A 15526-nucleotide genomic window follows, 5' to 3' on the forward strand; every position below is an offset into this window, starting at 1 on the left:
TAATAGCACAAAAATTACATATTCGTTTTTATAAGTTTATTTTAATGCTATTTTATCAAAATTTTAATATTAAAAATTCCAATCTTATATTTTAAATTCTTTTTTCTTCAAGTAAAATCAGTCTAAAAAAACCAAATAATTTCTTTCTTACTACAGTCTGCAATTCCTTATATTTGTATCCTTGTACAAAAAAGAATAATAAAACTAACATGAAAATATCTTACAACTGGTTAAAACAATTTATTAAAACAGACTGGACATCTGAGCAGACATCGGAATTACTTACTGATCTGGGTCTTGAAGTAGAAGTTGTTGAAAAATACCAATCGATTAAAGGCGGTTTAGAAGGGGTTGTTGTAGGACACGTACTTACTTGCGAAAAACACCCTGATGCCGACAGATTAAAAGTTACAACTGTAAATATTGGTTTAGAAGCGCCTGTGCAAATTGTATGCGGTGCTGCAAATGTAGCTGCTGGACAAAAAGTTCCCGTTGCAACCATTGGAACTATTCTATACGATAAAGAAGGCGCAGAATTTACTATTAAAAAAGGAAAAATCCGCGGACAGGAAAGCCACGGAATGATTTGTGCCGAAGATGAATTAGGACTTGGTACTGGTCATGACGGAATTATGGTTCTAGACGAAAATTTAGTGCCTGGAACTCCTGCTGCCGAAGTTTTCAAAATTGCCAATGACGAAGTTTTCGAAATTGGACTGACTCCAAACCGTGCAGATGCCATGAGCCATTTTGGTACTGCTCGTGATTTAAGAGCCGGAATGTTACAGCGTGGTGTAAACGTAGAATTGATTACACCTTCTGTAAGCAACTTTAGAGTAGATATGCGTACACTAAAAATTGATGTGAATGTTGAAGAACCAACATTGGCGCCAAGATATTGTGGTGTTACTATTTCTGGAATTACGGTTCAAGAATCTCCTGCTTGGTTACAAGATCGTTTGAAAGCTATTGGATTAACTCCAAAAAATAATATTGTTGACGTTACTAATTATGTTTTACACGAATTAGGACAACCGCTTCATGCTTTTGATGCTGCCAAAATCACTGGAAAAATTATTGTAAAAACATTACCTGCAGGAACAAAATTTGTTACGCTTGATGATGTTGAACGAACATTGCATGCAGAAGATTTAATGATCTGCGACGAAAAAGGTCCGCTTTGTATTGCAGGTGTTTTTGGAGGGAAAAAATCTGGTGTTTCTGATGGAACCACTTCTATTTTCTTAGAAAGTGCCTATTTTGATGCTGTAAGCGTTCGTAAAACAGCAAAAAGACACCAATTAAACACAGATGCTTCTTTTAGATTTGAAAGAGGAATTGACCCAACAATTACAGAATATGCTTTAAAACGTGCCGCTCTTTTGATTCAAGAAGTCGCAGGCGGAAAAGTAACTTCTGATGTGGTAGAAGTATATCCTAAAAAAGTGGAAGATTTCTCTGTTTTATTGAACTTCAGTCATGTTTCTAAAATCATTGGACAGGAAATCCCAAAAGATACTATTAAGAAAATATTAGTTTCTTTAGATATTAAAGTCAACAGCGTTTCAGACACTGGTTTAGGATTAACAATTCCAGCATATCGTGTTGATGTTCAGCGTGAAATTGACGTTATCGAAGAAATTCTAAGAGTGTATGGTTACAACAATATTGAGTTTTCTAAAAAATTCAATGCGACTGTGGCTAATTCTCCTAGAACAGAAGATTATAAAGTACAAAATGTAATCGCTTCTCAATTGAACTCGCAAGGATTTCATGAGATGATGGCGAATTCTTTAACGACAGCTGCTTACGCTAAATTATCATCTGTTTTAAAAGAAGAACATAATGTTACGATGCTGAATCCGTTGAGTAACGATTTAGCAACGATGCGTCAGTCTTTATTGTTCTCGGCTTTAGAAGCTATTTCATATAATGTTAACAGAAAAAATTCGGATTTAAAATTATTTGAATTCGGAAAATCATATCATAAATACCTGAACGGTTACGAAGAACACAAACACTTAACATTATCTATTTCAGGAAACAGAAATAAAGAAAGCTGGACAACTCCTCAGAAAGGAACTGATTTCTTTTTATTGAAAGGATATGTAAGAGCAGTTTTAAATCGTTTAGGAATTGAAAAAGTATCGAATGCTCCTGTACAGTCAGATGTTTTCTCTGAAGGAACTTCTATCTGCTACAACAATGATACTTTAGTAGAAATGGGTGTGGTTAAAAAATCCATTTTAAAACACTTCGGAATCAAACAAGACGTGTATTATGCTGATTTTAACTGGGATTTGGTTTTAAAAATCATTACCGGAAAAATTAAATACACTGAAATTCCGAAATATCCTGAAGTACGCCGAGATTTAGCTTTATTGATTGATAAAAACACTACTTACGAAAGTATTTACAATCTGGCTAAACAAAGCGAGAAAACGCTTTTAAAAGATGTTAATTTATTTGATGTTTATGAAGGAAACAAACTTCCGGAAGGTAAAAAATCGTATGCTTTAAGCTTTACAATTCAAGATAATACCAAAACTCTTACTGATGCTCAGATTGACAAAATCATGTCTAAACTACAACAGACTTTTGAAACTGAACTTGGTGCGAGTTTAAGATAAGTATATCTCATCATAATTTAAAAACCCGATAGATTTTAGGATTTATCGGGTTTTGTTTTTTGGTTTAAGTTTTTTTTTGTTTCAGGTTTCAAGTTTCATGTTAGTCAAAACCTGAAACTTGAAACCTGAAACCTGAAACTCGAAACCTGAAACAAAAAACTCAACTAATTAAATATCTGTTCCAGATTTGATCTCCTAATTTCTGGATTCCGGTTCCTAAATTTTGTGTTTCTAATTTTTGTCTGGAATTATCATCAAAAATCATTTCGAGATAGACTTTTCCGTTTTCTTCTAAAACGTTCCAATTTCCATATTCTTTGTCAGAAGACTGGTTTGGAAGATACAATCCGCCTCCAGAAACACTGCTGAAAGATTCTTTGATGTATACCGCAGTAAAATCGGCATACAAATAAATCTCATATTTTACTTCCTGATACCATCCTCCGCCAGAATAATCACGATCACTGTTTGCTTTTTCAAGACGCAGTACTTTATTCGATAAAGATTGTATCATCTGATTGACTAAATAACTCATATTCTTTAGTTTTTTGTTGTTAGCAGTTAGATAAATTCCCAGTTTATCTAGAATATTTTTGATAGGCTTTTAGCAACTTTTCATCGTACTTATTGGTTTTATAAGCCGAACCATTGTATCTCAATGCAAATCCTGCCCAGTTTTTACTTCTTAAAGTTTCTATAAGATTATTTTCTTCTAAAAACAAACCAAAAGCTTTAAGATGTTCTCCTTCATTTTCATACATTTTATCAACAAATTCATCAATGCTTGAATATCCAATTGGTACTGCATTAAATCCCATAACCTGAAAAAGTCCCCACGATGCCGAACAGTTCGCTGCATCTTCAAAATCTTTTCCGCCTAAATTGGACGCTTTTTCTAAACGATTGTATTCTTCTGCGCCTCCTACATAATATTTTCGGGTATAATTTTCAAAAAGAATGTTTTCAGTTGAAGCATTCACATAGGCTGCTGGATTTATATTCCTTTTTTCGAGTTCACGCCAAAAAATATGACCTTCAAATAAAATTTTAGGTCTTCCATCTACCAGAAAACCTTTTCCATTACTTTCAACTTCGTTAACTGCCTTAACGGCCGCTAATTCCAAACTATAGTGATCAGAGAAATCGATTAAATTTTGTTCCGAGAGCAGTTTGCTATTCGAAGTAAACAATCCTTGTGTTTTCTGCAATATTGCCGACCATGTTTTTAAACCCATTATTCCATCGACCACAAGATTGTTTGTCAACTGAAAATCTCTAACAGCAGAATCTGTTGCAGATCCAAAATTGTTGGAAACTACAACGCTGTAACCCAAATTCGCAAGAAGTTCATTTAAATAATATACTTCACTAGATTTGGCTCCTGATTGTATTGTTTTCATTACTTTTTATTTATCGTTAATATTGAAGTCTTTGAAAAATCAAAAACATCATTTTTAGTACCGGTCAAATTATCATTCTTATCATAATAATTGACTTTGTATGAAATCAGTGTCGAATTGCTCAAAGTATTTTTTACAATAAAATTGAACAATATTGGAGTAGAAAATTCGGTTTTTAAACGTTCAATTGTAAATTTACTTCCCGTTTCCAGAACTGTTAATTCAATCGTAATTCTGGCTGTAGCAGCTGCCTGGCTTTTGATTTGAACCTGAATGTATCGATTGTAAGCTGTGGACTGAGAAACAACTTGACTAAACTCAGAACTAATGTTTTCAATATTTTCAAAATCGAAAAATACGCTTTTTAAATCTCCAGAAGCAGTTGGATTGATTGCTGTAAAATCCAGCTGTTTGGTATCATTGCTAACCAGCTGTGGATAATTTTTAAAGAAAGTGCTGTTTAAATAAGTTACATTCTGATTATAAACCAGCAGAATGGAATTAAGTTTACAATTAGAAATAGACTGATTGTTGATCTGAATTTTCTTCGTGGCATTGTCAATCAAAGCTTCTACGATTTCGCCTATTGTCTGCTCAATATTCAATTCAATGATACTGGAATCTTTGATTTCTTTATGTTTGAAATTGATATTGGCATATTGTGTAATCGTATTGTTTAAAGCATTAATCATAATACTGGCTTCTGATAAATTTTCAGTCGAAAGATTGAATAAAAAATGTTTGCCGTCTGTCGTAATATCCGATTGCTGTAAAAAGTAATTACCGCTTACCTCGTATTCTGAAGCAATATCATTAGGAAACAAAAACTGAACTTTATCAAAATAGTCTGCGGTATCTCCATCGATAAAATTATTATTTAGAAGCGCAATTTTAAGTTTAGCCAGATCAAAATCAGAAAGGTTTGGACCAATTGCAAATTGAAAACTGATTTTTGAGATTTCTTCGGTTGTTCCAGCACCTTCTTCATAAGCATGAAAAATGGTCGAGATACAAGGTTTCATGGTATTTAAATCTTTCGAAAGGCTGTATACTTTTGAAATTAGTAAAAACGTATTTGGCTGTACCATCGATTTGTAAATCGAAAGTTTGTCAAAATTAAATCCCGAAACAAAGATTTGCTTGAACTGGGAAAAATCATCATTTAAATTGAACGGAATATTGGTAAACCCGCCGCCAATTGTTTTATACAGACTTGTCGCTGGATTTGTACCAATGGGATAACTTAATATTTTGTTGATTTTCAGCAGAAAAGTACTTTTTACATATTCTTCTTGTACATCTGCCCTAATGCTGTTTTCACGCTGAATTTCAGAAATAGCCATTTTGGGTGCCATTCTATTCACTGCCGATTTTACCATCAACGGACTGCTAATAAGAGTTGCTTTAGGTGTTATAGTAGTTGGCGCTGTCGTTAGGTCTTTCTTTATAACATTCTGTTTGATAAAGGCGATATCTTTTGCAAACAAAAAATTGCGTTTCAATTTGGTATATCCTTTAAAATCGAAAAACAAATCCAGGTTACATTTTAAATCGTTTAGGTTTGAAACTAAATTTAGAAAGGCAATTTTTACAGCTTCATCTATTAAATCAAATTGGATTTCTTGTGTTGTTGTATTGACAATTCCGTTTACTTTTACAAAATCACGATTTACTTTTAAGTTTAAAATCGCTTCTCTCAGATTTAAAGTAATACTTTTTTGACTAGCTTGTAACTCCTTGTTTTTGATGCTGTATTTCAAAGTTACTTTTCCAATCAAACCCGCTCGGTTTCCTGATTTGTCTGGAACATTTTCATAGTAAAAAAGAGTTCCATTATTAGGTTCAATTTCTACCTGAGGAAAAAATAAAGTAATGTCATTTTTAAAATAATCCTTAAAGGAAGCATTTTCTGTAATGGCACTATCATCTTCAATTAAAGGAAAATAGCTTTCAAATATTGGAAATCCAATTATTACAGGCTTTATTTCTATCGAATGAATTATGGGATGTTCTATAACCTTAAATTCATTTTCTTTTTTAAGTGTTGCTGCTGTAAAGGAAGTGCTGGGCTTTGCAGGTTCAAGATTGAATCTGTTTATGGGAACTAATTTAGTTCCTTCGAGCTTAAATGTGTTTAAATCCGGCATAACGTTTTGGTTTAATGATTAGTGACTTTTAAGAAAACAAAAGGGACTTCTGAGTCCCTTTTGCAAAATGTCTCAAAAAAATTATTCCATAAATGGAGCTCTGATTTTCTCGATATCAGCATTTTGAGCGTCAGTTCCTGTTGGACGTTCAAATAATATATCTCCTTCTTGATAATCAATTTTGATATAATCTGTAGAAATAGACACTTTTTTAGATTTTTTTCCAATTTTACCACTGCAAGTATATTTCACTTTATACTCGGTTGGCTTAATAGTATAATCCAATTCATACCAAGCTCTGTACGGAATTGCATCTTCAAAATTATCGGCAGTAAACTTGAATTTTTTAGTAGACATTTTATCTACTTTTAGAGTAACTTCAAGTGTATCGCATTCAAACAATTGTTCAGTCGATAATGTATAGTTGATCATGTTCATAACCGGAAGCGGCACGAAGATTTTAGTTCCTTCAAATTCAAATTCTTTTACACTGTCTTTTAATTTGATTCTTTTATCTTTTTCATACATCACTTCTTGTCTTACTTTAACTTTAGAAGACCCATTGTTTTTTACGAAATCAAATACAAAAGCATTTTTCTCTTTTGATTTATCGTTCCATGTTGCTGGAAAAATGGCATCGATTTCTTTTCCTGATTTGCTCGTATTTTTTACGTATGGCGTTCCTTCTGGAGCAATCATTCTTCCTTGTCCTTTCCAGATAATTTGTCCTTTAGAATCAGGATATCCAACTTCTATAGAAACTTGGCTTACCGGACTATCGTTAACAATATCACTGTCTTTGTCCAGTTTAATTAAACCTCCATTTAAAGAAGCAACTACCTGCACTTTTGAGAAGTCTTCGTCAAGCTGAATTTCTGTAATGTACTTTTTAACGTCTGCTTTTGCTTCAGTTCCTGTTTTTAAAGTCAAAGGAGTTAAGTTTCCGCTGATTTTTGAATCCAAAACCTGAATTGCAGAGAATTTAATTTCATCTGTAAATTTAACTGCACGAATCTGTGTTCCTGATTTAAGGTTTACTCCCACGCTGCCAAGCCCCATAAACAATCTGAAGAAACCGTTTGGTTTTTCTGGATTTGCAGCTGGTGTGAATTGTTTTTCCGGAACGTCAAAAATTTGTTTTTTCAACATTTCAAAAGCAAAATCTCTTTGTTTTTGGAGTAATGATTCTTCTACTTTTTTTCTTTCTTCGTTTGAAAACTGTTCATCAGTAATGATCTCGCTTACGATTCCTCCTTCTGTACTGATTTTTTCGTATTCATGTTCCCAGTTCAGATCTACAAATGACCAGCTTACATTGGTTTTTGCAGAGAAATAAGAGTGTACTTTTTTAACATCAATTGTAGTTTTGATAACTGTAGTTGGCATATAAGCCTTGTACTTAATGTTATTTTCGACTACTAGGTTGTTGCTTCCTATTTCAAGTGCATTTTTCACTAATGAAGCACTATTTCTTCCCATTAAAATTGAAAGCGCATTATCGCCTAATCCGAAAGTGGTTCCTGCTCCTTCTCCCTGAATGTTAAAAGTCCACGGATTAGCACCTCCAAATGGATTATTAGGTGATTTTTCGCCCACCACATGCATTGCGATGTTGTTTTCTGTGAGCTGAATAGGTCTTACATTAGTCGAATTAAAATCTTTATCTACTCCAATTAAGAAAGAAAACAATCCAAAAAGAGTTGAATTTCTGTGGTTTTTGTAGTCAGAATTAAGTCTAGCTTTCAATTTGTCGATTGCTTTTTTTAATAAAGCTTCAGGAAGATCAATGGTACTGGTAAGTGTGGTATAAGCTCCTGCTTCTTCTTCTAGTCCTTCTGCTCCAATTACGGTTGATGAATCTCCAGCTGATTTAAACACCTGCATTGCAAATTTAAATCTTCCGTCAGGGTGTTTTGAAAGTCTTGGATACTTTGGATAATAATAAAACTGCATTGGCAGACCAGCGTCTCTCAATAATATATTATTAGGATCTGGTGAAAAAAGGACTGCAAAATCTGCTCCATCTTCTTTTTCTAAAAGGATTTCTACTGTTCCGGCTCCTGCGTGAGGATAACCTAGAGGTGTTGGTTGTGACATAATTAAAAAAATTTAGTTATTACTTATTATTGGTTACTCATTTTGACCGTCAGATTTTTACATAAATTTGACGATGTAAAATTGTTTCATTATAAAATATTATGAAACAGCACTTTAACCCATTTTTTTAAATAATTTCACCTGCACAAAAAAGGGTATTTTTCCCCTTGTTCACGTTTTGGGTTTCCAATAATTTTGTCACTTCAACAAATAAAAAAAACTGTAAACTAAACCTTTAACCAATTAATTTTAAAAAAAATCATGAAAAATCCACCCGCAAAACCTAGTCAGTTAATAACTAAAGAATTTGCAAAACAGTTAAATGTGAACTACAATAACAAAAGAGCATCCTCATTGACTGCAAAAGCAGCTAAAAAAGAAGATGCAAATGCTATTTGGTATTCACTAGAAGCGCTTGAAAGTTATATTCATTATATCAAAACTAGTGGCGCAAAAGAGGGCTATAACGTAGACGGTATACGTTTTTATTTTGGTGTATACCCAGACGATGAAAAACATGGTGAAAAAGCCGGATTAACCACATTATTCCTAGTTCCTACAGGAAAAAAAGTAGAAAACAACACGGCTAAAATTCAAAGTTTCGCTTTAGTTCAAGAATCAGCTCCGGCTGACATTCAGAGTCTTGAACCAATGAATTACGGAAACATAGGAAGACCGCCAAGCTTAGTATATTAATAGAATTGTATGTTTGAATTTTTAAGATCCTATATCATTTATTTAGCTTTATTATCAGGAAGCATCGGATTAATTTCGATGCATAAATTACCTGGTAAGAAAGCTAAATTTTTAGTAATTTTAATTTGGTTTTCGATTCTCACAGAAATAATCGGATACTATTTTACGTATTGGACCGGTTTATTAAACTATTATGTTTATAATGCTTATATGCTGGTCAGTTTGTCCGCCTATATCTTACTCATAAGAAGCCTTTTACAAAAGATTAATTACAGAATAACTTCAGTGTTGTTTTTGTTACTGTTTATTGTTTCTTTCTTTTTAAACATTATGTATTTTAAGGAAGATCCTAATCGTTCCTTTACCTACAGTTTCGCAATTGGAGTTGTATTGATTTTGATTTTATCTTGCTTGTATCTGGTGGAAATTTTTAATTCAGACAAAATATTAAACTTCAAACGATCTGTTTTTTTCTGGTATTTATTAGGAATTTTGGTATTTCATGTGCCTTTTACTCCTTTTATGCTTGCCATTAACTGGTTCTTAATCAAGCAGGACGATTCTATTTTTAGTCTTGTATTGTTCATTTTAAATTTTCTGGCACACACATGCTATAGTATTGGTTTTTTATGGAGCGAAAAGAAATACAATTATTAGTCATTTCATTAGGTATTGTCTTTTTTACCTTACTCATCGTTTTGCTTTTTCTTTTCTTTTATTTTATAAAGAAGAAAAACAACTATATGGTTGAAAAAATGGAGGCTGAAATGTATTTCCAATCCGAACTTGTAAAAACCAGAATTGAGATAAAAGACCAAACGCTTTCTGAAATCAGCAAAGAGCTTCATGATAATATTGGACAGATTATTTCGGTTGCAATTATGCAGCTTAACATCGGAATCAGCAATAAAGGCATTCAAGTATCAGAATTAAAAGATCTTAAAAGTGTTTTAGCCAAATCACTGGATGAACTCAGAATTTTATCCCGAATTATCAATAAAGATAATCTACTGCAGCACAATTTTGCAGAAGCCATTCAGCTAGATTTAGAACGCGTAAAAAAACTCAAAAAAATCAAATATAATTTCAACCTAATTGGTGAAATTCCCGAGATCAACGAAGAACATGATTTGATTATTTACCGAATATTTCAAGAGGCACTGCACAACAGCTTAAAGCATTCGCATAGTGATTTATTTGATGTTCATCTTGAAACCACTCCAAATGTATTCAGACTTAAACTGAAAGATTTTGGAATTGGATATAATCTAGAAGATTCTAATGCAGGATTAGGACTTACTAATATGAAACTTAGAGCCAAATTGATTGGTGCCAAATTGGCTATTGCCTCAGATCAATCTGGAACAATTGTAACTCTGGAATACCCCTTAACCCAATGTGATGAAAACTAACCCAAAAAGCAAAATAATAATTGTAGACGATCATCTTCTTTTTTCACAGTCTTTGGAACTGCTTATTAAAAGTTTTGGTGATTACGACGTCATAAATCGTTTTGAAAACGGCAAAGTGTTTATTTCTTATCTACAGGAAAATTTAGACAATGATATAGATTTAATTCTTTTAGATGTAAACATGCCTGTTCTAGACGGTATAAACACCATGAAATGGATAAAAGAAAACCGTCCAGATTTAAAAGTAATTGCACTTTCTGTTAATGACGATGAAGAAATTATCATTAAAATGATTACCAATGGCGCAAAAGGTTATTTATTAAAAGATACTTCTCCCGAAGTTTTCCGTGAAGCAATTGAGTGTGTCATCGAAAAAGGTTTTTACTTTACCGAATTAGTTTCAGGCATGCTGATCAATAAAGTTAACAGCGACAATAAAAAAATCAGTCTTAAGGAAAAAGAAATTGTTTTCATTAAACATGCCTGCACCGAAATGACATATAAAGAAATTGCTTCGGAAATGTGTTTAAGTCCAAAAACGATTGATGGTTACCGAGAATCGTTATTTGATAAACTTGAAATCAAAACTCGAATCGGCTTGGTTTTATATGCCATTAAACATAAAATAGTTTTTGTTTAATACGTTAAAGCCGCAAAAACTGGAAAATCTTTAATTTTTTCTCTTCCGTTTAAAAAAGTCAGTTCCATTAAAAAGTTGCATTGTATGATTTCGCCGCCGAGTTTCTGCACAAGATCGCATACTGCTTTTGCAGTACCGCCTGTTGCCAGAACATCGTCGTGAATCAAAACGCGGTCGCCTTTTTGAATAGCATCGGTATGCATTTCAAGACTATCGGTTCCATATTCCAATTCATAAGAAGCCGAAATAGTTTTGAATGGAAGTTTTTTAGGTTTTCGAACAGGAATAAACCCAGCATTGAGTTTCTGTGCCAGTAACATCCCGAAGAAAAAACCACGGCTTTCTGCTCCTACCACTTTGTCGATTTTTTGTCCTTCTAAAGAATCGACCAAAATTTTAAGACAATTTGTTCGTGCTTCAGGGTTAATCAGCAAAGGTGTAATATCTTTAAATAAAATTCCTTCTTTTGGAAATCCTTGAATATCACGTATATACTTTTCAATGTTCATTTTTTTTTATTTTTCTGTAAAATTTCGCTTGTTTATCTAGTATTTATGTCTATCTTTGCACCCGCAAACAGCAATTATCAAAGCTACTAAAAAATAGTGAGATAACAAATACGGCCTCGTGGCGCAACTGAATAGCGCATCTGATTACGGCTCAGAAGGTTACAGGTTTGAATCCTGTCGAGGTCACTTAAGGAGACAACTAGACAATAGTTGTCTCTTTTTTTATGCCCTAATATGTAGATTTTTAAACTACTTTGCATTTAGGAATGCAAAATAATCTCTAATACTCATTTCGGATAGTTGCATACACGCCATATGACTCATTAGTTACCTTATAAAAAGGCATAAGCGCATATTCTTTCCTATTATTTTTTAAGATGAATGACATAGAATTCTCTTGTTTAGAGATGTTTTTCAAAATATCTCACTCATTTCCTTTTAATATTGTTTCTTCATTTACTTGAAATGCTAATAAAACCGGTCCATAAAACAATGCAACTACATTCGGATTATCGGGCATTTTTTTTAAATTAAAATGATAATTAAAACGTATTTCTATGTTATCGCCATTTTTCCACTTTCTATCAATAATATAATAAGACATCGGAATTACACTAGCTGTAATGGGCTTTCCGTTTACCAAAATTTGTGTTTGTTCGTCAGCCCAGGATGGCATAAATAATTTCAATGCAAATGGGGTCGTTTTATTAGCCGTTATGTTAAATTTTACAACAGGATTATCTGGAAAATTGGACGATTGTGATAAAGTAATTCCTTTAGATTTCCATTTGACGGTCGAAGGAATATAAAGATTGACCCAAAGGTTATTTTTGTTATGGAAATAAATAGCCTCATTTAAGTTTGTAAAAGCTTCAATAGTTGTTCCGTTGCAGCAAAAAAACTCATTAGGGCTGGCAAAACTCTTCTTATTAGGAGAACCCAGCGGTAAAGAATAAACATTACATCCCGTTTCGGGATTTTGTAGCGCAAAAACAGAATTATATAGCGTATTCATGTACACATCTGCATACTCGGGTTGGGCAGTCCAGCGAAATAAAGCATTTGTGATTTTTTGAGTATTATGTGAAACGCATGATTCAGATGTTTTATCAGTAAGAGTAGTACTTAAACAATCAGGTTTTCCCCAATGTTCAGATGTCTGGGCAGTTGGAGTTGTAGCAATAGGTCTGGGACCGCTGCTAGAGCCATTCACATAAGAATGATGATGTTCCAGCATATCCCAAAAATGGGAAACAACATCGCGATAATACCTGTCCCCTGTATTTTCATACCTTTTGGCAAATCCGATTATCAAAGGCAAATGAGTATTAGAATGCAAACCCGATAGAATATCTGTCCCTTCATACAATGGCTGGCTGAACCATTTGCGGTCGAAGAGACAAGCCAGTTTGTAATGGGTGGAGTCTTTGGAAATTTCAAATAAATTCTGCAATACATCATTCATCCCACCTGCCTCATTTGCCGGATTTGCCTGAGGAGTGTATAGCATTTTTTCAATAGTTTCAGGCGAAAGTTTATCCATCCTCTCTTTTACATAAGCGGCCATATTAACAGCTATTTCATAGGCCTTTTTATTTCCTGTATGCTGATAAACATCAAGCATTCCCTGCATTATTTTATGATAAGTATAGTATGGTGCCCAAACTCCGCTAAATTGTGTTTCCAATTGCGTGAAATCTTTTTCGGGGAATGCGCTCAGATAGCTGCCGCCAAGTTTTTGCTGACACTCTTCAAGCGCATCAACCATATATTCCACACGTTTTTGAAGCAGAGTATCACCTGTCTTTTCAATCAAAATAGCGCAAGCCGACAGATAATGGCCTACAAAATGTCCGCGTAATCCCACAGTAGGCGACTCCCAGCCTTCAAGTGGTTTTGCTTTCGATTCAATTCCGGCATTTATTCTAAAATTGTGCAGCAACCTATCGGCATCGAACTGATAAATATACTTTGCATTAACGGTCTCTCGCTGTTTTATCCAGGATTCAGACATAACAACATCCCTATTCAAAAATGGAATGGGTTGTTGGGGCTTATCAAGAAATGCTTGTCCAAAAACGGTCTGACAAACAAGTAAAAATAAGCTAATATATTTTATTTCATATTTCATATTAAATTTGAATATTAGAAATCAAAATATTGGGCCTGTCAATATAAAATTTACAGTTCTTAAATTGTTTTCAAATGTTGGTAAAAACTCATTTAACATCGTCTTATTTTTAATCTATAGGATGATATTTAAAATTCTTAAACGTTACCTTACCTTCTCCCATAGCCGTAAGGCCAATTCTTAAACTTAAAAATCCGCTCAGCACATTATGATGCATACCGGAAACTTCCAGTGAGTTCTCAATTTTATTCCATTTATCACCATCTGTGCTGTAATACATATCTACAGTATTGTTCACGTTTTTAAGCCTAAGAAATACATGTTTTTCGATAACATTTTTCTCTGTTTCAAATTGCCATCCATGTAAATTCGCCAGTATGTTCCCGTTATTGGCAAGAATGCCGGAAAAAGCGCCGCTGTTGTAAAAAAGGACTAATCCTCCAGTTGCTTTTCCTTCTATTAATAACTCCACTTCGGCGTTATAGGAGTGGTCCAGCGGAATGCATAGCAATGGGGAAGAGCTGCCCACATAATCCCCTTTTCCATTAATGGAAAGACTATTATTACCTAATTCAAATCTATTGCTGTCTGCTCCTCCAAAGAATTCCCATTGCGGTTTTAAACTTTTTCCTTCAAAACTATCGTTTAGCGTAAAGCTGCTTTTAGATGCTGGTAAGTTTGGTTTTTTGATGGGTTCGTCTTCCGTTATTCCGTCTGGTATTTTGTACCAGCCATCTTTTGTCCATTCCACAGGCAAAAGCAGGGTCTGGCGGCCTTTATTGTAAAAATCCTTTTCATAAGCATGGAATATCATCCACCAGTTTCCTTTACTATCCTCGAATAAAGTGCCATGACCTTTCGATTTCCATCTTTCAGATTCTTTAGTGGTTCTGATAATCGGGTTATAAGGAGAATTTTCCCATGGCCCGAAAAGCGATTTTGAACGTGCGGAAATTACCATATGACCTGTTGCCGGACCTCCCGTTCCGCCTTCAGCAACGGTAAGATAGTAGTAATCTCCCCTCTTTACCAATTTTGGCCCTTCCATACAAAAACACTCGATCGACCATTGGCGAGGTATTTTCCAACCATCGTAGGTATGCTTGGACTCACCTCTGACAGAAAGTCCATCATCTGCTAAAGGAATAAAACTCCCACTGCTAAAAAACAAATACCTTTTCCCGTTTTCGTCTGTAATGTGCCCGGGATCAATGCCACCAGTTTTTAGGTCGATTGGTTCGCTCCATTTACCGTTAATAGAATCTGCGGAGACCACATAATTGGTACCATTTGCCGGAAAATAGATATAAAATTTATCCTTATATTTCACCAGATCGGGAGCCCAGACATTCCCTATATTCTTGTGCAGCGCATGGGTAACAGGCTCCCAGTTAATCAGATCCTTCGACTGCCAGATCAAGAGTCCCGGATAATATTCGAAAGAGGAATGGACCATGTAATACGTATCGCCATCACGCAAAATGCTCGGATCAGCGTAGTCCCCCGCAAAAATGGGATTTATATAGTAGTCTTTTCCTTTTTCATTAGGTTTTGTCTGATATTGAGCATTTGCAAAAACGCTCACGTGGATAAGGAAAATTGTTATTATAATTTTATTCATATTGTTTGATAATTAATACTTAGTTATACTGTTTTAATAGTTTTTTATTTCTTGCGAAAGCAGTGTAAATAATGCGTTGAGATCATCTGTGTTGAAAAAGCAAATCTCCTTAATCCAACATTTTTAATACTTTTAGTGATTTCAGGGCGTACATTTTCTGCAAGATGATACTTTTTATATTCAGTTATAAGTTCTGGATCATCAATCAGATCGCAGGAATAACATATCCTTTTTAGTTGCATA

13 protein-coding genes and 1 tRNA gene are annotated in these 15526 nt (G+C 34.0%); 6 read left to right on the forward strand and 8 right to left on the reverse strand.

What is annotated here, in order from left to right; genetic code table 11:
* The first annotated feature begins 209 nt into the window (after nucleotides 1-209).
* On the forward strand, nucleotides 210-2630 hold the full coding sequence (pheT, locus tag J0383_RS23460) for a phenylalanine--tRNA ligase subunit beta (protein ID WP_207296375.1): 2421 nt from the start codon (nucleotides 210-212) through the stop codon (nucleotides 2628-2630).
* Between the two features lie 160 nt (nucleotides 2631-2790).
* Here the strand turns inward: pheT and J0383_RS23465 are convergent, their stop codons facing one another.
* The 4 genes from J0383_RS23465 to J0383_RS23480 form a co-directional block, all read right to left on the reverse strand.
* A complete protein-coding gene (locus J0383_RS23465; protein WP_207296376.1) occupies nucleotides 2791-3165 on the reverse strand; it encodes a hypothetical protein in 375 nt (124 codons plus the stop codon).
* Between the two features lie 43 nt (nucleotides 3166-3208).
* A complete protein-coding gene (locus J0383_RS23470; RefSeq protein ID WP_207296377.1) occupies nucleotides 3209-4030 on the reverse strand; it encodes an N-acetylmuramidase domain-containing protein in 822 nt (273 codons plus the stop codon).
* Complete coding sequence (locus J0383_RS23475) at nucleotides 4030-6177, reverse strand: hypothetical protein (RefSeq protein ID WP_207296378.1); 2148 nt, start codon at nucleotides 6175-6177, stop codon at nucleotides 4030-4032. The genes J0383_RS23470 and J0383_RS23475 overlap by 1 nt, the downstream gene beginning before the upstream one ends.
* Nucleotides 6178-6258: 81 nt before the next feature.
* Nucleotides 6259-8274: a hypothetical protein gene (locus tag J0383_RS23480; protein WP_207296379.1), complete on the reverse strand. Its 2016-nt coding sequence runs from the start codon at nucleotides 8272-8274 to the stop codon at nucleotides 6259-6261.
* Between the two features lie 261 nt (nucleotides 8275-8535).
* Here J0383_RS23480 and J0383_RS23485 point away from each other — a divergent pair, with 261 nt between their 5' ends.
* The 4 genes from J0383_RS23485 (at nucleotide 8536) to J0383_RS23500 (ending at nucleotide 11022) form a co-directional block, all read left to right on the forward strand.
* Nucleotides 8536-8970 (forward strand): hypothetical protein, encoded by a 435-nt coding sequence (locus tag J0383_RS23485; RefSeq protein ID WP_207296380.1) that lies wholly within the window; start codon nucleotides 8536-8538, stop codon nucleotides 8968-8970.
* 330 nt (nucleotides 8971-9300) lie between these two features.
* Nucleotides 9301-9627: a hypothetical protein gene (locus tag J0383_RS23760; protein ID WP_239023191.1), complete on the forward strand. Its 327-nt coding sequence runs from the start codon at nucleotides 9301-9303 to the stop codon at nucleotides 9625-9627.
* 86 nt (nucleotides 9628-9713) lie between these two features.
* On the forward strand, nucleotides 9714-10382 hold the full coding sequence (locus J0383_RS23495; RefSeq protein ID WP_239023192.1) for a sensor histidine kinase: 669 nt from the start codon (nucleotides 9714-9716) through the stop codon (nucleotides 10380-10382).
* Nucleotides 10372-11022, forward strand: coding sequence for a response regulator transcription factor (locus J0383_RS23500; protein ID WP_207296383.1), 651 nt, complete (start codon nucleotides 10372-10374; stop codon nucleotides 11020-11022). The genes J0383_RS23495 and J0383_RS23500 overlap by 11 nt, the downstream gene beginning before the upstream one ends.
* Here J0383_RS23500 and J0383_RS23505 read toward each other — a convergent pair.
* The gene (locus tag J0383_RS23505) at nucleotides 11019-11531 is read right to left on the reverse strand and encodes an adenine phosphoribosyltransferase (protein WP_207296384.1); all 513 of its coding nucleotides are present in this window, start codon (nucleotides 11529-11531) and stop codon (nucleotides 11019-11021) included. The two genes, J0383_RS23500 and J0383_RS23505, sit on opposite strands and share 4 nt — an antisense overlap.
* Before the next feature lie 112 nt (nucleotides 11532-11643).
* Here J0383_RS23505 and J0383_RS23510 point away from each other — a divergent pair.
* Nucleotides 11644-11717 (forward strand) — tRNA-Arg (locus tag J0383_RS23510).
* A 238-nt stretch (nucleotides 11718-11955) separates the two neighbouring features.
* Here the strand turns inward: J0383_RS23510 and J0383_RS23515 are convergent.
* The 3 genes from J0383_RS23515 to J0383_RS23525 form a co-directional block, all read right to left on the reverse strand.
* Entirely contained in the window at nucleotides 11956-13545 is a 1590-nt protein-coding gene (locus tag J0383_RS23515; protein WP_207296385.1) for a beta-L-arabinofuranosidase domain-containing protein, read from the reverse strand.
* Between the two features lie 226 nt (nucleotides 13546-13771).
* Nucleotides 13772-15283, reverse strand: a complete 1512-nt coding sequence (locus tag J0383_RS23520; protein WP_207296386.1) for a family 43 glycosylhydrolase — start codon at nucleotides 15281-15283, stop codon at nucleotides 13772-13774.
* Between the two features lie 44 nt (nucleotides 15284-15327).
* Nucleotides 15328-15525 (reverse strand): L-rhamnose mutarotase, encoded by a 198-nt coding sequence (locus J0383_RS23525; RefSeq protein ID WP_207296387.1) that lies wholly within the window; start codon nucleotides 15523-15525, stop codon nucleotides 15328-15330.
* Between the last annotated feature and the right edge of the window lies 1 nt (nucleotide 15526).

The organism is Flavobacterium endoglycinae (assembly GCF_017352115.1).
In the GTDB taxonomy this organism is placed as follows: domain Bacteria; phylum Bacteroidota; class Bacteroidia; order Flavobacteriales; family Flavobacteriaceae; genus Flavobacterium; species Flavobacterium endoglycinae.